The organism is Streptomyces tropicalis, from assembly GCF_029269835.1.
Taxonomy (GTDB): domain Bacteria; phylum Actinomycetota; class Actinomycetes; order Streptomycetales; family Streptomycetaceae; genus Streptomyces; species Streptomyces tropicalis.
This window is the reverse complement of sequence record NZ_JARJBB010000004.1, coordinates 291,101-311,871: the sequence shown is the minus strand read 5'-3', so window position 1 is coordinate 311,871 and position 20,771 is coordinate 291,101. Positions and strand designations below refer to the sequence as shown.

General features: G+C 76.1%; 19 protein-coding genes. 9 read left to right on the top strand and 10 right to left on the bottom strand.

Features of this window, described 5'->3' with window-relative positions; genetic code table 11:
• Window positions 1-4: 4 nt before the first annotated feature.
• On the top strand, window positions 5-361 hold the full coding sequence (gene hypA, locus P3H78_RS10465) for a hydrogenase maturation nickel metallochaperone HypA (RefSeq protein ID WP_276108595.1): 357 nt from the start codon (window positions 5-7) through the stop codon (window positions 359-361).
• A gap of 80 nt (window positions 362-441) precedes the next feature.
• Here hypA and hypE read toward each other — a convergent pair whose 3' ends face one another.
• From hypE to P3H78_RS10435, 6 genes are all read right to left on the bottom strand, one after another.
• Window positions 442-1,524, bottom strand: a complete 1,083-nt coding sequence (gene hypE, locus P3H78_RS10460; protein ID WP_276108594.1) for a hydrogenase expression/formation protein HypE — start codon at window positions 1,522-1,524, stop codon at window positions 442-444.
• On the bottom strand, window positions 1,517-2,659 hold the full coding sequence (hypD, locus tag P3H78_RS10455) for a hydrogenase formation protein HypD (protein ID WP_276108593.1): 1,143 nt from the start codon (window positions 2,657-2,659) through the stop codon (window positions 1,517-1,519). The genes hypE and hypD overlap by 8 nt, the downstream gene beginning before the upstream one ends.
• On the bottom strand, window positions 2,656-3,000 hold the full coding sequence (locus P3H78_RS10450; protein WP_276108592.1) for a HypC/HybG/HupF family hydrogenase formation chaperone: 345 nt from the start codon (window positions 2,998-3,000) through the stop codon (window positions 2,656-2,658). The genes hypD and P3H78_RS10450 overlap by 4 nt, the downstream gene beginning before the upstream one ends.
• Before the next feature lie 122 nt (window positions 3,001-3,122).
• On the bottom strand, window positions 3,123-5,489 hold the full coding sequence (hypF, locus tag P3H78_RS10445) for a carbamoyltransferase HypF (RefSeq protein WP_276108591.1): 2,367 nt from the start codon (window positions 5,487-5,489) through the stop codon (window positions 3,123-3,125).
• Window positions 5,486-6,313: a hydrogenase nickel incorporation protein HypB gene (gene hypB / locus P3H78_RS10440; RefSeq protein WP_276108590.1), complete on the bottom strand. Its 828-nt coding sequence runs from the start codon at window positions 6,311-6,313 to the stop codon at window positions 5,486-5,488. Before hypB ends, hypF begins: the two co-directional genes overlap by 4 nt.
• A gap of 73 nt (window positions 6,314-6,386) precedes the next feature.
• On the bottom strand, window positions 6,387-6,986 hold the full coding sequence (locus tag P3H78_RS10435; RefSeq protein ID WP_276108589.1) for a hydrogenase maturation protease: 600 nt from the start codon (window positions 6,984-6,986) through the stop codon (window positions 6,387-6,389).
• Between the two features lie 596 nt (window positions 6,987-7,582).
• On the opposite strand from P3H78_RS10435, the gene P3H78_RS10430 reads away from it, so the two are divergent.
• A complete protein-coding gene (locus tag P3H78_RS10430; protein WP_276108588.1) occupies window positions 7,583-7,948 on the top strand; it encodes a transglycosylase family protein in 366 nt (121 codons plus the stop codon).
• Window positions 7,949-7,987: 39 nt separating this feature from the next.
• Here P3H78_RS10430 and P3H78_RS10425 read toward each other — a convergent pair whose 3' ends face one another.
• Together P3H78_RS10425 and P3H78_RS10420 are read right to left on the bottom strand one after the other, a co-directional pair.
• The gene (locus P3H78_RS10425) at window positions 7,988-8,869 is read right to left on the bottom strand and encodes a diacylglycerol kinase family protein (RefSeq protein WP_276108587.1); all 882 of its coding nucleotides are present in this window, start codon (window positions 8,867-8,869) and stop codon (window positions 7,988-7,990) included.
• 119 nt (window positions 8,870-8,988) lie between these two features.
• Window positions 8,989-10,584: an FAD-binding oxidoreductase gene (locus P3H78_RS10420; protein WP_276108586.1), complete on the bottom strand. Its 1,596-nt coding sequence runs from the start codon at window positions 10,582-10,584 to the stop codon at window positions 8,989-8,991.
• 149 nt (window positions 10,585-10,733) lie between these two features.
• Here P3H78_RS10420 and P3H78_RS10415 point away from each other — a divergent pair, with 149 nt between their 5' ends.
• Together P3H78_RS10415 and P3H78_RS10410 are read left to right on the top strand one after the other, a co-directional pair.
• A complete protein-coding gene (locus P3H78_RS10415) occupies window positions 10,734-11,333 on the top strand; it encodes a TetR/AcrR family transcriptional regulator (protein ID WP_276108585.1) in 600 nt (199 codons plus the stop codon).
• Entirely contained in the window at window positions 11,330-12,922 is a 1,593-nt protein-coding gene (locus P3H78_RS10410) for a glycerol-3-phosphate dehydrogenase/oxidase (protein ID WP_276108584.1), read from the top strand. Before P3H78_RS10415 ends, P3H78_RS10410 begins: the two co-directional genes overlap by 4 nt.
• Window positions 12,923-13,139: 217 nt before the next feature.
• Here the strand turns inward: P3H78_RS10410 and P3H78_RS10405 are convergent, their stop codons facing one another.
• Window positions 13,140-13,667, bottom strand: coding sequence for a hypothetical protein (locus tag P3H78_RS10405; protein ID WP_276108583.1), 528 nt, complete (start codon window positions 13,665-13,667; stop codon window positions 13,140-13,142).
• A 498-nt stretch (window positions 13,668-14,165) separates the two neighbouring features.
• On the opposite strand from P3H78_RS10405, the gene P3H78_RS10400 reads away from it, so the two are divergent.
• Entirely contained in the window at window positions 14,166-14,627 is a 462-nt protein-coding gene (locus P3H78_RS10400; protein ID WP_276108582.1) for a low molecular weight protein-tyrosine-phosphatase, read from the top strand.
• On the top strand, window positions 14,624-15,502 hold the full coding sequence (locus P3H78_RS10395; RefSeq protein ID WP_276108581.1) for a fructosamine kinase family protein: 879 nt from the start codon (window positions 14,624-14,626) through the stop codon (window positions 15,500-15,502). The genes P3H78_RS10400 and P3H78_RS10395 overlap by 4 nt, the downstream gene beginning before the upstream one ends.
• A gap of 14 nt (window positions 15,503-15,516) precedes the next feature.
• On the opposite strand, the gene P3H78_RS10390 is transcribed toward P3H78_RS10395, so the two are convergent.
• Window positions 15,517-15,978, bottom strand: a complete 462-nt coding sequence (locus tag P3H78_RS10390; protein ID WP_276108580.1) for an SRPBCC domain-containing protein — start codon at window positions 15,976-15,978, stop codon at window positions 15,517-15,519.
• 511 nt (window positions 15,979-16,489) lie between these two features.
• Here P3H78_RS10390 and P3H78_RS10385 point away from each other — a divergent pair.
• The 3 genes from P3H78_RS10385 to P3H78_RS10375 all read left to right on the top strand — a co-directional run bounded on the left by P3H78_RS10385 (window position 16,490) and on the right by P3H78_RS10375 (window position 20,752).
• A complete protein-coding gene (locus P3H78_RS10385; protein WP_276108579.1) occupies window positions 16,490-16,963 on the top strand; it encodes a hypothetical protein in 474 nt (157 codons plus the stop codon).
• A gap of 146 nt (window positions 16,964-17,109) precedes the next feature.
• Entirely contained in the window at window positions 17,110-17,805 is a 696-nt protein-coding gene (locus P3H78_RS10380) for a GAF and ANTAR domain-containing protein (protein WP_276108578.1), read from the top strand.
• A 124-nt stretch (window positions 17,806-17,929) separates the two neighbouring features.
• Entirely contained in the window at window positions 17,930-20,752 is a 2,823-nt protein-coding gene (locus P3H78_RS10375; RefSeq protein WP_276108577.1) for a SpoIIE family protein phosphatase, read from the top strand.
• The last annotated feature ends 19 nt before the right edge of the window (window positions 20,753-20,771 follow it).

The following is a 20,771-nucleotide window of genomic DNA, read 5'->3' as shown; positions in this document are numbered from 1 at the left end:
GGCCGTGCACGAACTGTCGATCGCGACCGCGATCGTGGAGCAGGCCGGTGAGCTGGCCCGGGAGGACGGCACGGACGCGGTCGCCGCGGTGACCGTCCGGGTCGGCGAGCTGGCGGGCGTGGTTCCCGACGCGCTCACCTTCGCCTTCGAGGTGGCGCGGGACGGGACCCCGCTCGCCTCGGCCCTGCTGGTCGTCGAGCAGGTCACGGCGCACGCGTACTGCGCGCCGTGCGCGGAGGAGTTCGCGGTGGGCATGCCGCCGTTCTTCTGGTGCCCGCGCTGCGACCGCCCGTCGCAGGACCTGCGCAGCGGCCGTGAGCTGGAGATCACCGCGATCGAACCGGTGCCGGCCCCGCCCTGACCGGGGCCGGTCACGGCACCGGGCCCCCGCCGCACCCGAGGTGCGGCGGGGGCCCGGTGCGTGCGGGACGCGGTGCCCGGTCAGCAGATGCGGGGCAGCTGCTCGCCGAGCGGCAGGTCCACGACCCGGGTGCCGCCGAGGCCGGTGGCGACGACGACCATGCCGGGGTGCTCGGCGACGCACTCGCCGACGACGGTGGCTCCGGCGCCCTGCGGGTGGGCCCGCATCGCCGCGAGGACCGCCTCGGCGTGCGGCCGGGGCACGAAGGCGACGAGCCGGCCCTCGTTGGCGACGAAGAGCGGGTCCAGGCCGAGGAAGCCGCAGGCGTTGGCGACGGCCTCGGGCACCGGGATCGCCCGTTCCTGGAGCCGTACGCCGGTGCCGGAGGCGCGGGCGATCTCGTTCAGGGAGGCGGCGAGACCGCCGCGGGTCGGGTCGCGCAGCACGTGCAGGTCGGGCGTGACCGCCAGCATCGCCGCCACCAGCCCGGCCAGCGGAGCGGTGTCGCTGGCGATCTCGATACCGAACTCCAGGCCCTCCCGGACGCTCATGATCGCCACGCCGTGCAGGCCGATCGGGCCGCTGACGATGACGACGTCGCCCGGCCGGGCCCGCTGCGGGCGGATGTCGACACCGTCGGGGACGAGCCCGACCCCGGCGGTGGTGACGTAGACGCCGTCGCCGTGGCCGGTCTCGACCACCTTGGTGTCGCCGGTGGCGACGAGGACCCCGGCCGCCTCGGCGGCCGCGCCGAGGGCCCGCGCGATCCGCTCGACCACGGTCAGCTCCACGCCCTCCTCCAGGATGAAGGCCGTGGAGAGGTGGGTGGGCACGGCGCCACTCATCGCCAGGTCGTTGACGGTGCCGTTGACGGCGAGGTCGCCCAGGCAGCCGCCGGGGAAGAACAGCGGGCGCACGACGTAGGAGTCGGTGGAGAACGCCAGCCGGGCGCCGCCGAGGTCGAGGACGGCGGAGTCGCCGAGCCCGGCCAGGACGGGGTTGCCGTAGGCGGGGGTGAAGACCTGCTCGATCAGTTCGGCGGACAGGGCGCCGCCTCCGCCGTGGCCCATGACGACGACCGGCTGGTCGCGCAGCGGGGCGGGGCAGGTCCAGTTCGCGGGGTCGGCGGTGGCGGTCGCCGCCGGTCGGGCCAGTTCAGCCAACGGGGTTCATCTCCTCCTGCGGGATGCGGGAGCCCGTGGAGTCCGGGCCGTTCATCCGCCGGTACAGGTAGTAGGCCGCGCAGGCGCCCTCGCTGGAGACCATGGTGGCGCCCAGCGGGGTGCGCGGGGTGCAGGCGGTCCCGAAGGCGCCGCACTCGGTGGGCTTGATCAGGCCCTGCAGGACCTCTCCGGCCCGGCACTCGGCGGGCTCCTCGGTGCGGATGCCGGAGACGTCGAAGCGGTGTTCGGCGTCGTAGTCCCGGAACGCCTCGGTCAGGCGCCAGCCGCTGGTGGGGATGGGGCCGATGCCGCGCCAGTTGCGGTCGACCACCTCGAACACGTCCTCGATCATGCGCAGCGCGGCCGGGTTGCCCTCGTCGCGCACGGCCCGCGGGTAGGCGTTCTCGACGCGGTGCTCGCCGCGCTCCAGCTGGTGCACGCCGCGGCGGATGCCCTCGAGGATGTCCAGCGGCTCGAAGCCGGTCACCACGATCGGGACGCGGAACCGCTCGGCCAGCTCCGGGTACTCGCCGGTGCCCATCACGCTGCACACGTGCCCGGCGGCGAGGAAGGCCTGCACCCGGCAGGCCGGGGCCGTCATGATGGCCTCGACGGCCGGGGGGACCCGTACGTGGGAGACCAGCAATGTGAAGTTGTCCAGGCCCAGCCGGCGGGCCTGGTGCACGGCCATGGCGTTGGCGGGCGCGGTGGTCTCGAAGCCGATGGCGAAGAAGACGACCTGGCGGTCGGGGTGCCGGCGGGCCAGTTGCAGGGCGTCGAGCGGCGAGTAGACCACGCGGACGTCGCCGCCCTCGCCCTTGACCTGGAACAGGTCGCGGCCGGTGCCCGGCACCCGCAGCATGTCGCCGAAGGAGCAGAAGATCACCCCGGGCCGGGCGGCGATCTCCAGCGCCTTGTCGATCACCTCCAGGGGGGTGACGCAGACCGGGCAGCCGGGCCCGTGGATCAACTCCACCTCATCAGGGAGGAGTTGGTCGATGCCGTGTCTGATGATGGAGTGGGTCTGGCCGCCGCAGACCTCCATCAGCGCCCACGGCCGGGTGACCGTCGCGCGGATCTCGTCCAGCAGCCGGCGGGCCAGGTCGGGATCGTTGAACTCGTCGATGTACTTCACCGCGCCTCACTTCCGCTCTCCCCGCTCCGGGCACTGTCCGCGGGCACGGGAGCGTGCGGGGCGCCGCCCCCGGCCTGCTGTGCCGCCTGCTTCCAGGCGTCTCCGAACTCCTCCTCCAGCAGGCCCAGTTGCTCGAAGAGCTCCAGGGAGGCCCGCGCCGACTCCTCGTCCAGGCGCTGGAGGGCGAATCCGACGTGGACGATGACGTACTCACCGACCCGCACGTCGGGCAGGTACTCCAGGCACGCCTGCTTCTGCACTCCGCCGAAGTCGATCAGACCGGTGAGCGGGTCGGTGCTCTCGTCGATGGCCACGACTCTGCCGGGCACTGCCAAACACATGGTCACTCCGTCTCGTCGGTGTCTGCGGTCGCCGGTTCTCCGGTGCGTTGCGGTCCGGATCGTCGGGGGTCCTGCCGGGGGGCGGCCGGGCCCCTCGGGTCGCCGGTCCGGGCGGGCCGGGTTCAGCGGGCGGGGTCGGGCGGCCGCCGTCCCGGCGGCCGGTGGGCCGCGACCACGAGCTGCCCGAGGGCCAGCCCGCCGTCGTTCGGGGGCACTTCGCCGTGGCACAGGACCGTGAAGCCGTCCGCGGCGAGCAGCGCGGTGCACTCCCCCTCCAGCAGGCCGTTGGCGAAGACGCCGCCGCTGAGGGCGACGGTGCCCAGCCCCGTGGCCTCGCGGGCGCGCCGGCAGATCGCGGCGACGGCCCGCGCGACCGAGCGGTGGAACCGGGCCGCGAGCACCGGTGCCGGGGTGCCGTCGCGCTGGTCGGCGAGGAGTTCCCGCAGCACGGGGGCCGGGTCGAAGGTGAGCGGTCCGGGGCCGGTGGTGAGGCCGAAGTCGTATGTCCCCGTGTCCTGACCCCAGGCCGGGGTGGCGGCGGCCTCGAGTTCGAGGGCGGCCTGGGCCTCGTAGCCGGCCCGGTGGCACACACCCACCAGGGACGAGACGGCGTCGAAGAGCCGGCCCATGCTGGAGGTGGGCACACAGGCCACCTGCCGGGCCAGCTGCTGTTCCAGCACGGACCGTTCCCCGGACGTGCAGGCGGCGGCGCTGGGCAGGTTCGACGGCCGCGGCAGCCCGGCGGCCCAGAGGCGGGCCAGGGCCAGCCGGCACGGGTTGGCGACCCCGGCGTCGCCGCCGGGCAGCGGGGCCGGTGCGAGATGGGCGAAGCGGCGGTAGCCGGCGTAGTCGGCGATCAGCACCTCGCCACCCCAGACGCTGCCGTCGTCGCCGTATCCGGTGCCGTCGAAGGCGACGCCGATCACGGGTGCGGTGCCGTCGAGGCCGTGTTCGGCCATCGCCGAGGCGATGTGGGCGTGGTGGTGCTGGACGAGCACCGGTTCCGGGACGGGCAGCCGGGCGGCGCGGCGGCGGGCCCAGCGGGCCGAGTGGTAGCCGGGGTGCCGGTCGGCGGCGACGAGGCCGGGGGCGACTCCGGTCAGGCCGAGCAGGTGCCGTTCGGCCCGTTCGGCGGCCTCCAGGGTGGCGAGGTCGCCCATGTCCCCGATGTGCGGCCCGAACCAGGCCTGGTCGCCGTCGCCGACGCACGGCGCGTTCTTCAGGTCGCCGCCGACCGCGAGTGCGGGGCGCACCGGCAGCGGGAGGGGCACCGGCCGGGGCACCCAGCCGCGGGAGCGGCGCAGCAGCTGGGCGGTGCCGTCGGGGCGGACGCGCAGCAGGGAGTCGTCACAGGGCGAGGCGATGGCGCGGTCGTGGGCGAGCCAGGCGTCGGCCAGACCGGCCAGCCGCGCCAGCGCCTCGGCGTCGTCGGTGACGATGGGCTCGCCGGAGCGGTTGCCGCTGGTCATGACCAGGGCGCGGGGGCCGGGCGGGTCGCCGGGCAGCCCGAACAGCAGGGTGTGCACGGGGGTGTACGGCAGCATGACGCCGAGGTGCGGGCTGCCCGGGCACACCGCGTCGGCGAGCCGGAGGCCGTCCGGCCGGGGCTGCCGGCGCAGCAGGACGATGGGGCGCCGGGGGCCGGTGAGCGCGGCCCGCTCGGCGTCGGTCACGGCGGCGATCCCCTCGACCGCGGCGAGGTCGGCGCACATCACGGCGAAGGCCTTGCCGCCGCGTTCCTTGCGACTGCGGAGTGCGGCGACGGCGCGCGGGTCGGTGGCGTCGCAGGCCAGGTGGTAGCCGCCGACGCCCTTCACGGCGACGATCCGTCCGGCGGCGAGCAGGGCGCGCGCTCCCGCGAGGGCCTCGGCGTCGCGTACGGGGCGGTCGCCGCCCGCGGTCAGCAACCGCAGCCGGGGTCCGCAGGACGGGCAGGCGACGGGCTGGGCGTGGAAGCGCCGGTCGGCGGGGTCGCCGTACTCCCGGGCGCAGTCGGGGCACATCGGGAAGCCGGCCATGGTGGTGGCCGCGCGGTCGTACGGCATCGCCGTGGCGATGGTGAAGCGGGGGCCGCAGTGGGTGCAGGTGATGAAGGGGTGTCGGTGGCGGCGGTCGGCCGGGGCGGCCAGTTCGCGCAGACAGTCGGCGCAGGTCGCGGTGTCGGGTGGGAGCTGGGTGCGCCCCGGGGCGTGCTCGGTGGGACGGATGGTGAAGGGGCCGTCGGTCCCGGTGGCGGGGACGTCCTTCCGTCCGATGCCGGTGACCGTGGCGAGCGGGGGCGGCTGTTCGGCGAGCCGGTGGCAGAACCGGTCGACGCCGTCGGCGGGGCCCTCGACCTCGATGAGCACGCCGTTCGCGGTGTTGCTCACGAATCCGGCCAGCGCGAGGTCGGCGGCCAGCCGGTGCACGTGGGGCCGGAAGCCGACGCCCTGGACGGTGCCGCGGACGGTGAGCCGGCGGCGCACCCGGCCGGTGGCGGGTGCGGTCATGAGGCGGAGGTGCGGGCGGGGTCGTGGTGCGCCGGGTGGTCGCCGCGGGCCGGGTCACCGGAGCCGGGGTGGGCGTGCTCGGCGGGGTGGTCGTGCCGGTGGCCCGGGTCGTCGTCGTGGCCGTGGTGGTGGCCGTGCGGGTGCGGGGCCAGCGGCGGGCGGTGGGGCGGGGCTCCGGTGCGGGCGGCGAGGGCGCGTTCCAGAAGGGTGTCGACACCGTCGCCGGTACGGGCGCACGAACGGACGATCTCCACGCCCGGGTTGACGCGGTGGACGTGGGCGCGGAAGGCGCCCTCGTCGAATCCGGCGGCCTCGGCCAGGTCGGTCTTGGTGATCACGACGAGATGGGCGGAGCCGAAGGCGGTGGGGTACTTGAGCGGTTTGTCCTCGCCCTCGGTGACCGCCATCAGGACGATCCGCAGGGTCTCGCCGAGGTCGTAGGAGGCCGGGCAGACGAGGTTCCCGACGTTCTCCACGAACAGCACCCCGGTGCCGTCCGGGAGCCAGCCCTCCAGGCGGCTGCGGACCTGGCGGGCCTCCAGGTGGCACAGGCCGTCGGTCAGGACCTGCTGCACCGGCGCGCCCGAACGGGCCAGCCGCACGGCGTCGTTCTCCGTGGCCAGATCGGCGGTGAGGGCGGCGACGGAGACTCCCCGCTCGACCGCGTGGGCCAGCACCCGGCCGAGCAGCTCGGTCTTGCCGCTGCCCGGGCTGGACAGGAGGTTGACCACGGCGATCCCCTGCCGGGCCAGGTCGCTCCGCAGGCACGCGGCCAGATCGTCGTTCTTCGCCAGGACGGCCTGCTTGACGTCGGACCGGCACATGAGCGCTGCTCCTCGGGGTCGGCTCGGGACGGGCGCGGGCCCGCGGCCGCACGGCGGGCGGCGGCCCGGTCCCTCACCGATCTTCGGCGCCTCCGGCGGCGAGGTCCGGCAGCGCAGCCGTGCGCACGGGCGCGGATTCCATCGGGCGGCCCAACGCGGGGGTGGCCGCGGGGTCGGCGAGGAGGACCGGGACGACGGCGTGCAGCGCGTCGACGGCCCGGCCGACGGCCTCGCGCACCTCGGCGCTCGTCCCCGGGAGGATGTCCTCGTCGGGGTGCGGCAGCAGCCGGGGCTCGCAGGCGAGGACGAGGACCCGCGGCAGCGGTTCGTCGCCCAGGTGCGCGGCGAGGGCGAGGACGGTGGCCGGATCCATGCCATGCGCCTCCGGCGGAGGGCCGGCCGTTTCGGGGGCGGGGGGTTCCGGCTCGATCAGGGTGAGGGTGCCGGGGTGGTGGCCGCGCCGGGCGGTGTCGACGAGGAGGGCGGTGTCGTAGCCGTCGAGGAGGGTGTACGCGAGGTCGAGGCCGCGGATGCCGAAGTCGCGGACCTGCACCTCGGGCGGCAGCGGGCGCCGGTCCAGGGCCCGGATCACCTCGGGTCCGAAGGCGTCGTCCGCGAGGAAGATGTTCCCGACGCCCGCGACGAGCAGGCGCGGGGGGGACGGAGAGGTCATCGGCTGCTCCCGGTGAGGGGCACGGGTGCGGGGGCCGGCGGCCGTCGGGGGCCGGTGTTCGGGACGGGGTGCGGGACGGGGTGCGCGGCGGGCCGTGCGGCACGGCGGGGGCGCTCGTGGTGGGCGCCGTGGGGGCGTACGGCCTCGGGCGCTGCACCCGTGGGCCGCAAGCCCCGGTGCCGTACGGCCCGGGCGCCCTCGGGTCTCCCGTCCCCGGGCCGGAGGATCTCGGACGGCGCGCGTCCCGGCGGCTGGACGGGGACGCGGCCGGGGCGGGTGCCGGGCCCGGTGGTGCGGTCCGGGGTCGCGTGGTGCGGCGTGCCGGGGCGGGCGCGGTCGTGGGGTGCGGCGGGCCGGGGACGGGGCGGGCCGGCCGGTGTGCGGGGGGCGGGCAGGGGGTCCATGACGCGGCATCGTGGCCGGTTCGCCCGGCGCCGGAAAGGACCCCGGCGGCGTTTCGCGTGTGCGCGCCGCAGTGCTTCCACCATCCGGATCGCATCCCGCGCGCGGAGCCGGCGGCCCGCGGAACCGTCCGCCACGGAGGCACGGGCGCGTCGTGCCGCTACTTTACGTTCATATGATGTAACAGTCTGCACATGATCAGACAGCAGAACACCAACGTGACGGTGCGCCACCTTGCGCGCGGGCGCGGAATGCGTGCGGCGCTGCTTTTCGTGACCACCGCCGCCGCACTCGCCGTCGGACCGGAGGCGCACGCCGTGCCCACCGGCCGGCCCAGCGCCGACTGGGACTCCATCGCCGCCTGCGAGTCCGGCGGCAACTGGAGGGCGAACACCGGCAACGGGTACTACGGCGGCCTCCAGTTCCGCCAGTCCAGCTGGGTCGCGGCCGGCGGCCGGCGGTTCGCGCGCCGGGCGGACCTGGCCTCCCGGCACGAGCAGATCGCGGTCGCCCGGCGGCTGGCCGTGCTGCAGGGCATGCGGGCCTGGGCCTGCGCCTGAGACACGGGGCCGGCCGGCGGAGCACCGCGGGCCCGCGGGTCAGCAGAGCACGGCGAGCGCTCCGGGCAGCACCCGGGCCGTGACCGGGAGGGCCGCGTCGACCTCGCCGTCGGCCCCGTACGGCACCGGCCGGTCCGCCGCGACCGTGATCTCCTTGCCGCGCAGGATCCGCACCTCGGGACGGCCGATGTGGGCCCCCGACTTCAGCTCGTTCATCAGGGCGAAGAAGAGCCGTCGCGGGGCCTCGCGGATCAGCACCACGTCGAGGAGTCCGTCGTCGACCCGGGCTCCGGGCGCGATCATGCGCCCGGAGCCGTAGTAGGCCGAGTTGGCGACCACCACCGTGTAGCCGCGGTGCGCGTGCTCGACGCCGTCGACCGTGACCCGGTAGTCCGCCGCCCGCCAGGTGGTGACGGCGCGCAGTCCGCCCGCGTAGTAGGAGGCGGCGCCGCGCAGCAGACGGGCGCGGTTGGCGTGCAGGTTGGCGAGCGCGTCGACGCCCGCGTACACGCTGCCGAGCACGGCGGTGCGCCGGTGCACGGCCGACTCCACCTCGACGGCGTCGACCGCTCGCGGCGCGTTCTCGAGGAGGATCCGGGCCAACGCGGCCGGGTCGTCGGGGAGTTCGAGGGCGCGGGCGAAGTCGTTGCCGCGGCCCGCCGGGACGAGCCCGAAGAGGGTCCCGGTGCCGCTGAGGGCGCCGCCGATGCCGCCCGCGATGCCGTCGCCGCCGACGGCGAGCACGACCCGGCCCGACTCCCCGGCCTCCCGGGCGAGGTCCTGGGCGTGGGCGAGGCTGCGGCTGTACTCGGTCTCCAGCCCGGCCCCGGCCTCCCGCAGGTGCCGGCCCACCTGGAGCAGCGCCGCCGCTCCGGTGGATCCGCCCGCGGTGGGGTTGACGATGGCGGTGAACTGACGCATCGGTGGGCCTCCGGAGCGGAAGGGGTCGGTGGCGGGGAGGGTACGGCAGAGCGGGTGGAGCGGGTGCCCCGGGGGTCGGGAGGGACCCCCCGGGCGCGGGGGGCGCGGCGGGTGGGCCGTCAGTCGAGGGGCAGCAGGACCCCGGGGTTGAGCAGACCGGCCGGGTCCAGCCGCCGCTTGACGGCGCGCAGCGCGTCGACGCCGAGCGGACCGGCCTCACGGACGTACCAGTCGCGGTGGTCGGTGCCGACGCCGTGGTGGTGGCTGATGGTGCCGCCCGCGGCGAGGATCGCCTCGTTGGCCGCGTGCTTGGCGGGCTCCCAGTGCGCCACGGCGTCGTCGCCCTGCGCCGAGACCACGGTGAAGTACAGGGACGCGCCGTTCTCGTACACGTGGGAGATGTGGCACATCACCAGGGGCGGGGTGCCGGCCTCGGTGAGGGTGGACGTGAGCGCCTCGCGGACGGCGGCGTACAGCGCGGGGATGCGGGACCAGAAGGCCGCCGTCTCCAGGGTCTCGGCGAAGGCGCCGGCGTCGAGCAGGGAGTCGCGCAGGTACGGCGCCGAGTAGCGGCCGTGCGCCCAGCGCTCGCCGGGCTCCTCGCCGAGCGGGGTGCCGCCGCACGCGCGGAGCACCTCGGCGGCGCGCTCCCTGCGGTACGCGGTGTCCTCCTCGGTGCCCTCGAAGCCCACGACGGCCTGGCAACCCGCGTTCTGCGGCAGGCCCGGGGCACCGATGGCGTCGGGCTGGGCGAGGCCGATGAGCGTCTCCGTCTCGTCGGACAGGCGCAGCACGGTCGGGCGGGGCCCGTCCTGGGCGAGGCGGCGCAGCGCGGCGGCGCCCTCCTCGAACGAGGCGAACCGCCAGCCCTCGTGGACACGGGTCCGCGGCACCGGCCGCAGGCGGACCGTCACCGAGGTGATGACGCCGAAGGCGCCCTCGGAGCCGAGGACGAGCTGACGCAGGTCGGGACCGGCGGCGGAGCGCGGGGCCCGGCCGATGTCGAGGGTGCCCTCGGGGGTGGCGAGGGTGAGGCCGAGGACCATCTCGTCGAAGCGGCCGTAGCCGGCGGAGGCCTGGCCGCTGGAGCGGGCGGCGGCGAACCCGCCGATGGTGGCCCACTCGTAGGACTGCGGGAAGTGGCCGAGGGTGAAGCCGTGTTCGGCCAGCAGCGCCTCGGCCTGCGGGGCGCGCAGGCCGGATTGCAGGGTGGCGGTGCGCGAGACCGGGTCGAGATCGAGCAGGGCGTCCATGCGGCGCAGGTCGAGCGCGACGAAGGGGCCGTGCCGGCCGGGCGCGAGGCCGCCGACGACGGAGGTGCCGCCGCCGAAGGGGACGACGGGCAGGTCGTGTTCCGCGCAGGCCCGCAGGACCGCCACCACGTCGTCGTGGCCCGCGGGGAGGACCACCGCGGCCGGGGCGTCGGCCGTGTCGCCGCGGCGGATGCGCAGCAGGTCGGGGGTCGACTTGCCGCGGGTGTGCCGGATCCGGGACTCGGCGTCGGTGCGGACGTGCGCCTCGCCGCCGACCGCCTCGGCCAGGGCCGCGCGGGCGGCGGGGGCCAACGGCGATTCGGGGACGTGGATCTCCTCCAGGGCGACCGGTTCGGCGTCGCCGGGCTTGACCCCGAGCAGGTCGCGCAGCAGCCCGGTCACCGAGTCGGGCAGCGGCGCGGCCTTGGCCGGGTCGCCCCAGCCGCTCCACAGCATGTCCATGGGGTTGTTCCTCACCGGTCGTCGTGTCGGGTCGAGTCGAGGGCGGCGCTCACCGCCGTCCGGTCCCGGGTGGCCCGGGGCCGGACGGCCGGAGCCGTTCCAGGAGTCGGGTCCTCCGGTGTCTCCCCGGAGGCGTTACACTGTTACACATGACGCCTATTCGTCACAACAGTCAGGACAGCGATCCCGTGCTCGACGCCGTGCGGGACTGCGTCCTGGCCGTCGGGGTCCGCCGCACCACGCTGACCGACGTGGCCCGCCGCGCGGGTGTCTCCCGGATGACGCTCTACCGCCGCTGGCCCGACGTGCGCAGCCTGGTCGGCGACCTGATGACCCGTGAGTGGGTCGACGTCGCCACCCGGGCCATGCCCGCGGAGCGGCCCGGGGCCGACGCCCGGACACTGCTCGTCGACGGGCTGGTGGCGGGGGTGGAGGCGTTCCGCGCCCACCCCCTCTTCCGCAAGATCCTCGACGTGGACCCCGAACTGCTCCTCCCCTACGTGCTGGACCGGCGCGGCGCCAGCCAGGAGGCCCTGCTCGCCCTGCTCGCCGACGCGCTGCGCGAGGGGCACGCCGACGGCTCGGTGCGCACCGCCCCCGTCGAACGGCAGGCCCGTGCGCTGCTCCTGATCGTCCAGTCCTTCACCCTGTCGCTGCGCACGATGACGGACGCGGACGACCCCGACCTGACCGCCGCCGCCTTCCTCGGGGAACTGCGGACCATCCTGGAGAGGACCCTGACGCCATGACCTCCACCCCCCACCCGGTCGGCGCCCCGGACCCGGCCCCCGGAGCCTCCCTGAACGCCGCTCGCCGCACCCGCGAGCTCACCCGCACCGCCGGCGGTCCCGCCGTCGACGTCCTGGTGGTGGGCCTCGGCGCGACCGGCGCCGGCGTCGCCCTGGACGCCGCCGCCCGCGGGCTGAGCGTGGCCGCGATCGACGCGCACGACCTGGCCTTCGGCACCTCCCGCTGGAGTTCCAAGCTCATCCACGGCGGGCTGCGCTACCTCGCCTCCGCACAGCTCGACGTCGCCCACGAGAGCGCCGTCGAACGCGGCGTGCTCATGGAGCGGACCGCGCCGCACCTGGTGCGTGCCCAGCCGTTCGTCCTGCCGCTGCACCCGCTGGTCTCCCGCGGCCAGGCCGCCCTGGCCTGGGCCGGGTTCCGCGCCGGGGACGGACTGCGGCTCGCGGCCCGCACCGCGCGCGCCACGCTGCCCGCGCCGCGCCGGCTGTCCGCCGTCGAGACCCGCCACCTCGCGCCCGCCCTGCGCGCCACCGGACTGCGCGGCGGCCTCCTCTCCTGGGACGGCCGGCTCACCGACGACGCCCGTCTGGTCACCGCCGTCGCCCGGACCGCAGCCGCGCACGGCGCACGGATCCTGACCCGGGTGCGGGCGCTGGAACTGACCGGGTCCGGCGCGCGCATACGCGACGAACTCACCGGCGAGGAGGGCGAGATCCGCGCCCGCGCCGTGGTCAACGCCTCCGGGGTGTGGGCGGGCGGCCTGGTCGACGGCATCCGGGTGCGGCCCTCCCGCGGTACCCATCTGGTGCTGCGTGCGGACCGGCTCGGTCCGCTGCCGGCGGGCCTGCACATCCCGGTGCCCGGCGAGACCAACCGCTTCGTCCTGGTGCTGCCGCAGGGCGACGGCCGGGTCTACGTCGGGCTCACCGACGAGCCGGTCGACGGCGACATCCCCGACGTCCCCGAGGCGCCGGAGACGGACATCGGCTTCCTGCTCGACGTCCTCGGCTCCGCCCTGGACGTGCCGGTCCACCGCGACGACGTCGTGGGCGCGTTCGCGGGACTGCGGCCGCTGCTGGACACCACGCCGGACGGGGCGTCCGGAGCGGCGCCGAGGACCGCGGACATCTCGCGCCGGCATGCGGTGCTCACCTCGTCCGAGGGCGTCACCACCATCGTCGGCGGCAAGCTGACCACGTACCGGAGGATGGCCGAGGACGCCGTGGACGCGGCCGTCGCCGCGCGCGGACTGGGCGCCGGGCCCTCCCCCACGACGACCCTGCCGCTGGTCGGCGCCGCGGCTCCGCAGCGGCTCGCCGCACTGCCGGCCGCGCCGCACCTGATCCGCCGCTACGGCACCGAGGCGCCGCTGGTCGAGGCGCTGGGCGCGCAGGACCCGCGGCTCGCGGAACCCGTCCTGGACGGGCATCCCGTCACCCGCGCCGAACTGGTCTGGGCCGTCCGCCACGAGGGCGCCCTCGACACGGCCGACCTGCTGGACCGGCGCACCCGCATCGGACTGGTCCCCGAGGACCGCGCGGCGGCGGACCGGGCGGCACGGGACGCGCTGGGCGAACTGGTGGGCTGAGCACGGCCGGACCCGCTCTCCCCGGCGCCCGCGGAGCCGGAGGCGCAGCCGAGCCGGCCATGGGGTACGCCGGGAGTCCGCTCGCCGGGATCACCGTGCCGACCGTGTCCGGAGCCGACCGGACGCACGTCGACGCCGGCCCGGCTCGGGTGCGCGAACAGCCTTCCCGTTCCGCGTGGCCCGGCGTCCCGTGGATCGCCGGCGCCGGTGAGTCCCGTCAGGCCGCCACGTCCGGGCCCGAGGACAGCCGGTCGCGCAGCGCGGTGCGGTGCAGGGCCGTGACCGGGGCGAGGAGGTCGGGATGGCGCAGCAGGGCCGCTGCCCGGCGGTCGTGGGCGTCCGGTGCGACCAGGCGGCCGAACTCGGCCCGGGCGTCCACCGCGCGCTCCCCCCGGGTCACGGCCGCCACCGCGCGGCCGGCCAGCTCGGGATCGGTGAGCAGGCAGGCGGCCCAGCTCGCGACGACCTCGTCCACCCAGGCCCGCCAGGCGTGCGCGCCGGGATCCTCGCCGGACGCCCCGTCCACGCCGGTGAGACGGTCCAGGCGGGAGGAACCTCCGGGACCCGACAGGCCGACCAGGGCGGCATCCATCTCCGTGGGGTAGCGCAGCCGGGCCGCGACCGTCACCGCCTGGTGCGCCTGCATCTCGCACAGCACACGGTCCAGGGCCCCGCCGGACGCCGGGTAGGCACCGGTCAGCCACTGGACGGTGGCCGCGATGAGCGGGGAGAGTTCTTCAGACACTGCGGGACCGATCGAGCTGTCACGAGGGGGTGGGACGCCCACCCCCCACGCTAGCTCCGCGCCGGGCACCGCGGACATGGCCCAGGTCTCCTCCCGGCCGTGGCCTCCCTGACAGCGGCCCCGGCAGTGGCGCGGCCCGGCGGCCGCCCCGCGCACTCCGCGGGCCTGCGCACTCCGCGGGCCCAGGCGTCCGGTGCGGCGGGGCGGGCGGTGTCCCGCCGCCTCCGTCGTCCCGCACCCCGGCGGGCGCTCCCGGGCCGGGGCGGGCGAGCGCCTCCCACGGGGCGGGCGGCTCCGTCGGAGCCGGTGCCTCCGGCGGGGTCACCGGCGCCGGCATGTCCCGTCGCCGTGTGTCCCTGCCGCGAGGCCAGGGACGGCTGCCGCCGCCGTGATCGACCCGGCAGTGGAGTACCGGGTGGATTTCCCGGCGGGTCTCCACCCGTGGGTGGGCGCGCCGCCGTACCGTCCGGTCGGCGCCGCGCTCGTACCCTGGGCGTCGTGCACCTGTGCTTCGTCTGCAGCGGAAACATCTGCCGGTCGCCGTCGGCGGCTTCGGTGTGCGCGGAGCATCTGCGGCGGGCCGGGGTGGACGGTGTGCGGGTGAGCAGCGCCGGCGTCGGGCCGTGGCACGTCGGGGAGGGCATCGACGCACGGGCCGGAGCGGCCCTGGCCCGGCACGGATATCCCGTCGCGCACGTCGCCGCGCAGGTCGGCGCCGAGCACCTGGACGCGGACCTGTTCGTGGCCATGGACCGGGGGCACACCCGGGCGCTGAACGGGCTGGTCGGCGACCCGTCCCGGGTGCGGCTGCTGCGGTCCTTCGACCCGGACGCGGCCGGCGACCCGGACGTCCCCGACCCGTACTACGGCGGCCAGGAGAGCTTCGAGGCGGTGCTCGCCATGATCGAGGCCGCCATGCCGGGGCTGCTCGCCTGGGTGCGCGGGCGCGGCGCCGCATGACGGCCCGTACGGCCCCGGGCTCATCGGAGGGCGCCGGTGCCGCCGCGGCGCGCCTCACCGGACGCTCCGTCACCGCCGAGCGGCCGCTGTCCCCGTCGCTCGCCGAGGTGACGCTCGACGGCGGCGAGGTGGTGATGGTCAAGCGCGGCGACGCCGCCGGCGCGGTGCGGGCCGAGGCGGCGGGGCTGCGCTGGCTCGGCGCCGCGGACGCGGTGGCCGTTCCCGCCGTGCGCGGGCAGGACGAGGACTGGCTCGTGACGGACCGGGTGCCGGCCGGGCGGCCCGACGAGGGGGCGGCGGTCCGCTTCGGACGCGAGCTGGCCGCCCTGCACGCCGCCGGGGCGCCCGCGTTCGGGGCGGCTCCGCCCGGCGGTCCGCAGGAGGCGTTCATCGGACTCGCCCCGATGCGCAACACGCCCGCCGACGACTGGCCGCACTGGTACGCGCAGCACCGTGTCCTGCCGTATCTGCGCCGGGCCGTGGACGACGGCACCCTGCGCACCGCGGAGGCCGCGGTGGTCGAACGCGCGCTGGAGCGGCTGCCCGCGCGGGCCGGTCCGGCGGAACCGCCCGCCCGGCTGCACGGCGACCTGTGGAACGGCAATGTGCTGTGGGGTGCCGGCGGCCGGGTCCGGCTGATCGACCCGGCCGCGCACGGAGGGCACCGGGAGACGGACCTGGCGATGCTCCGCCTGTTCGGCTGCCCGCATCTGGACCGGGTGCTGGAGGGCTACCAGGAGGCGGCGCCGCTCGCCGACGGCTGGGCGGACCGGGTCGGGCTGCACCAGCTCTTCCCGCTGCTGGTGCACACGGTGCTGTTCGGGCGGGGGTACGCCGGACAGGCGGTGGCGGCCGCGCGCACCGCCGTCGGGTGATGGCGCGGACGCCGCTACCGGCCGCGCTCCACCAGCCGGGCGAGGTTGTCCAGGGCCATGCGGGTGCCCCGTTCGTTGTCGGTGCGCGGCACGGCGTCGGGGACACCCTCGTGCCGGATCACGACGTCCGTCCCGCCCTCCGCGGCGGTGAGCGTCGTCGTCAGGGTCATCGTGCCGCGCAGGGCCTCGTCACCGGTCTCGAACTCGATGACCTCGACGACGAGTTCGCCGGGGACGAGCCGGGCGAAGTGGCCCCGGTAGGTGTCGGTGGCGCCGCCCGACTTGCCCTCCCTGCCGGGGTCGCCGTGGCCGAGGGAGACGCGGAAGCGGCCGCCCTCACGGGCGTCGAACTCGTGCACGTGCCCGGTCATGCCGTCCGGCACGCGCCACCCCGCGACCGCGTCCGGGTCGACGAGCGCCCGGTACACGGCTGCGGGGGACGCCTTCACGTGCCGTGAGACCTCGGTGGCGTACATGACGGCACCGTACCGCGGCCGGCTCCCGGGGTGCCCGCACTTCGACCGCGGGCGGCGCCCCGCGGCCCGGACGTGCGGCCGGTGGCCGCGCTCCCGGTGCGGGAAGGTCGGGTCCGCGCCGGGCGGGGTCGGCTCCGGCAGCGTGGCCACCTCCTCCTCGGCCGCCTTCGCCAACCGCCGCTGGAGGTCTGCCCGTCGGGGCGGGTCGGGTCGGGGGCTCCCGGTGAATGTGTCACCGACGGTCGGAAAGGGGTGGGCCGAGCCGACCGGCTTCGGCGGGGCGGAATCCGGCCGTTGCCCGGAATCGGCGCAGGGGCGCGGGAAGCGGGGTTGTCTCCCGAATGTACCGGTTCTGTCACCAAGTGCCGTCCGGCTCAATGGCGTTGTCCCGGCCGGGCCTTCCGCGTGCTAAGAAATACGACGTCACAGGCACGGGGGACTTCCGACGGGGGTTTCCGCCTGTCATGCCGTCCGGCCCCACGGGGCCACAGGGGGAAGAGGTGTCACCGCAGTGAACCGCACTCGTACGACCGTTGCAGCGCTGACCGCGGCCGGGATCGTCACCGCCGCCCAACTGGGCCTCGCCGGTGCCGCGTCCGCGGCGACCGCGGCGCCGCAGAGCTCCGGATGCCCGCTCAGCATCTCCTACCCGACCCGGTTCTACGTGGACCACAACGGCTGGGTGACCAACGGCGGGCTCTACTTCGGCATCAGGAGCAAGACGTCGAAGAGCTACCGGAACGTCACCTTCACCGTCACCGACGTCAAGAACATCCGGTTCAGCACGGCGAACCCGACGGGCGGGCGGATCAGCCACCGGACCTCGCAGACCGTCTCGGTCGCCACCTCGACGTTCAAGGGCAGGGCGAGCCTCGGCTTCCGGGTGCGCACGCACCTGCTGAACACCCACAGCTACCGGCTCAAGTTCACGCTGCACGGCTCCGGCTGGAACTGCGCGGTCAACCAGGGCACCTGGGGGGCGTGACCCCGCACGGGCCCGCACGGGCCCGAGTCCTTCCGGTGCCCCCGCCGCGGCGGGGGCACCGGCATGTCCGGCGGGTACCCGCGGGGTAGGCTGCCCCCGGGGCGTGGGACGTGACGCACAGGGCGGGAAGAAGGGCGGATGCAGGCATGGAGTGGCGCTCGTTCGCCGAGGACATGGCACAGCTCGCCCGGCGCCTGCTCGCCCAGGACTCCCTCCAGGCGACCCTGGACGAGATCGCCGCCGCCGCCGTCGAGCTGATCGACGGATGCGAGGCCTCCGGCGTGCTGGCCCTGCGCAAAGGGCGGGCCGTGACCCTCGCGGCGACCTCGGACCTGGTCGTGGAGTCGGACCGGCTGCAGGGCGAGCTCGCCGAGGGCCCCTGCTTCGACGCGGCGCGCCGCACCCACGGCGACCGCATGTTCCGCATCGCCGACCTGAGCAGCCCGCAGCCCGGCTGGCCGCGGTACGCGCCCGCCGCCCGCGCACTCGGCATCGGCAGCATGATGGGCTTCCTGCTGTACACCGACGAACAGGACTTCGGTGCGCTGGACCTGTACTCCCCCAGGCCCGACGCCTTCTCCCGGGACAGCGAGACGGCCGGCTGGCTGCTCGCGTCGCACGCCGCCGTCGCCCTGTCCAGCGCCAGCACCGTCGACCAGCTCGAGCACGCGCTGGAGTCCCGGCACGCCATCGGCGAGGCGATGGGCATCCTGCGCGAGCGCCACCGGCTCAGCGAGGACGACGCCTTCGCGGTGCTGCGCCGGATCTCCCAGAATCACAACGTGAAGCTGCGCGAGGTCGCCCGGACCATCCGCGACGACGCCCCCGAAGAACGGTCCTGACCGGGGCGCAACCCCGGTGGGCGGTGCGACGGCCGGTGCCCCGCGGCGCCGCCCGGCCGCCCTCTCACCCCACGTGCACGGCACGACTCTCGCCTCGCGGGGCCCGGCAGTGTAGACATGGCACATGGTGCGACTCCCGGATCGAGCCGGCACCCGGTCGACCCGTCCTCCCGGCGACCGGTCCGTGCCCGAGGCCCCCGGCCCTGCCCGGGGGGTGCCCGCACGGACGGGTGGACGCGGCCCCGCCGGAGCCCGGACCGGAGCACCGGCCGAGAGCCGCACGGACGGAACGTCCCGCAAGGACGTCTCCGGAGGGCGCGGGGGGCTGCGGGCGACGCTGCGCGGCCGCAGCGTCGCCGGACAGGTGTTCGTCCTCCAGGTCGTCATCGTGCTGCTGCTGGTGGTGTCCGCGGTGGTGGCACTGGTGCTCCAGGTGCGCCACGACAGCACCCAGGAGGCCCGCAACCGCTCGCTCGCCGTCGCCCAGACCTTCGCCCACGCGCCGGGCATCGCCGAGGCCCTGCAGTCACCCGATCCGACGGCAGTCCTGCAGCCGCGGGCCGAGGCCGCCCGCCGCGCGGCACACGTCGACTTCATCGTCGCGATGAGCACGGACGGCATCCGCTACACCCACCCCAAGCCGGACCGCATCGGCAAGAAGTTCGTCGGCACCCTCGCGCCCGCGCAGGCCGGCGGCATCGTCGTCGAGGAGGTCGACGGCACCATCGGGCGGCTCGTGCAGGCGGTCGTGCCCGTCAGGTCGGCCGACGGCCGGATCGTCGGCCTCGTGTCGGCCGGGGTGACCACCGCGAACGTCGGCGGGGTCGCCGACCGTCAGCTGCCCGTCGTGCTCGGCGCCGCGGCGGCCGCGCTCGCCCTCGCCACGGCGGGGACGGCGCTGGTCAGCCGGCGCCTGCTGCGCCAGACCCACGGGCTCGGGCCGGGCGAGATGACACGGATGTACGAGCACCACGACGCGGTGCTGCACTCCGTCCGGGAGGGCGTGATCATCCTCGGCGACGGCGGCGAGCTGCTGCTCGCCAACGACGAGGCGCACCGCCTGCTCGGCCTGCCCCAGGACGCCGAGCGGCGGCACGTGGACGACCTCGGCCTGGAGGCCGACATCGCCGGCCTGCTGTCCTCCGGGCGCCTGGCCACCGACGAGGTGCACCTGGTGGGCGACCGGCTGCTCGCGGTCAACCAGCGGCCCACGGACCTGGACGGCGGCCCCCCGGGCAGCGTGGCCACCCTGCGCGACTCCACCGAGCTGCGCGCCCTGTCCGGCCGGGCCGAGCTGACCCGGGAGCGCCTCAGCCTGCTCTACGACGCCGGGGTGGGGATCGGTACGACGCTGGAGGTGGCGCGGACGGCCGAGGAGCTGGCGGAGGTGTCCGTGCCCCGCTTCGCGGACTTCACCACCGTGGACCTGTACGACCCGGTTCTGATCGGCGAGGACCCCGAGTCGGCGTCCGCGCTGCGCCGCGTGGCGTCCGCCGGGGTGCGGGCCGACGCGCCGCTGTACCCGGTGGGCCGGCAGATCCGTTTCGTCGCCGCCTCCCCGCAGGGGCGCAGCCTGCGGACCGGCCGCCCGGTCCTGGAGCCCCGGCTGCAGGACGCGCCGGGCTGGCTCGCGCAGGATCCGGAGCGCGGCCGGGAGGTCGTCGGCCACGGCATCCACTCGCTGATCACCGTGCCGGTCCGGACCGGGGCGCAGGTGCTGGGCGTGGTCAGTTTCTGGCGTTCGCAGGGGACCGAGCCCTTCGACGCCGAGGAACTGGTCCTCGCCGAGGAGCTCGTCGCCCGGGCCGCGGTCTCCATCGACAACGCCCGCCGCTACACGCGCGAGCACAGCATGGCCGTGACGCTGCAGCGCAGTCTGCTGCCGCGGAGCCTGCCCGAGCAGAGCGCCCTGGACATCGCCTTCCGCTACCTGCCCGCGCAGGCCGGCGTGGGCGGGGACTGGTTCGACGTCCTGCCGCTGTCGGGGGCGCGGGTGGCGCTCGTCGTGGGCGACGTCGTGGGCCACGGGCTGCACGCGGCGGCGACGATGGGCCGGCTGCGCACCGCGGTGCACAACTTCTCGGCCCTGGACCTGCCGCCGGACGAGCTGCTGGGGCTGCTGGACGAGCTGGTCGCCCGGATCGACCAGGACGAGACGGCGGACGGTGTCAGCGCCCCCATCACCGGTGCGACCTGCCTGTACGCCGTGTACGACCCGGTGTCGCGGCGCTGCGCGGTGGCCCGCGCCGGTCATCCGCCGCCCGCGGTGGTCGCGCCGGACGGCGGTGTCTCCTTCCCGGAGGTGCCCGCCGGTCCCCCGCTGGGCCTGGGCGGCCTGCCCTTCGAGGCCGCCGACCTGGCGCTGGAGGAGGGCAGCCGGCTGGTGCTGTACACCGACGGCCTGGTCGAGGACCGGGAGCGGGACATCGACGCCGGGCTGGCGCAACTGCAGGCGTCCCTGGAGACGTCGGGCGGCTCGCCCGAGGAGACGTGCCGGGCCGTGCTGGACGCCCTGCTGCCGTCCCGGCCCGTCGACGACGTGGCGCTGCTCGTGGCGCGGACCCGGGCGCTGGGCGCGGACCGGACCGCCGAGTGGGACGTGCCGGCGGACCCGGCCGCCGTCGGCGAGGTCCGCGCGTGGGTGACCCGCCGTCTGTCGCAGTGGGGGCTCGACGACCTCGCCTTCACCACCGAGCTGGTCCTCAGCGAGCTGGTCACCAACGCGATCCGCTACGGCAGCGAGCCCATCCGGGTGCGGATGCTGCGCGACCGCACGCTGATCTGCGAGGTCTTCGACAGCAGCGACACCTCACCGCACCTGCGGTACGCGGCGAGCACGGACGAGGGCGGCCGGGGCCTGTTCCTGGTGGCGCAACTCTGCGACCGCTGGGGCACGCGCTACACGCCGACGGGCAAGGTGATCTGGGCCGAGCAGTCCCTGCCCTGACCGGGGGCGGGCCGGCTCC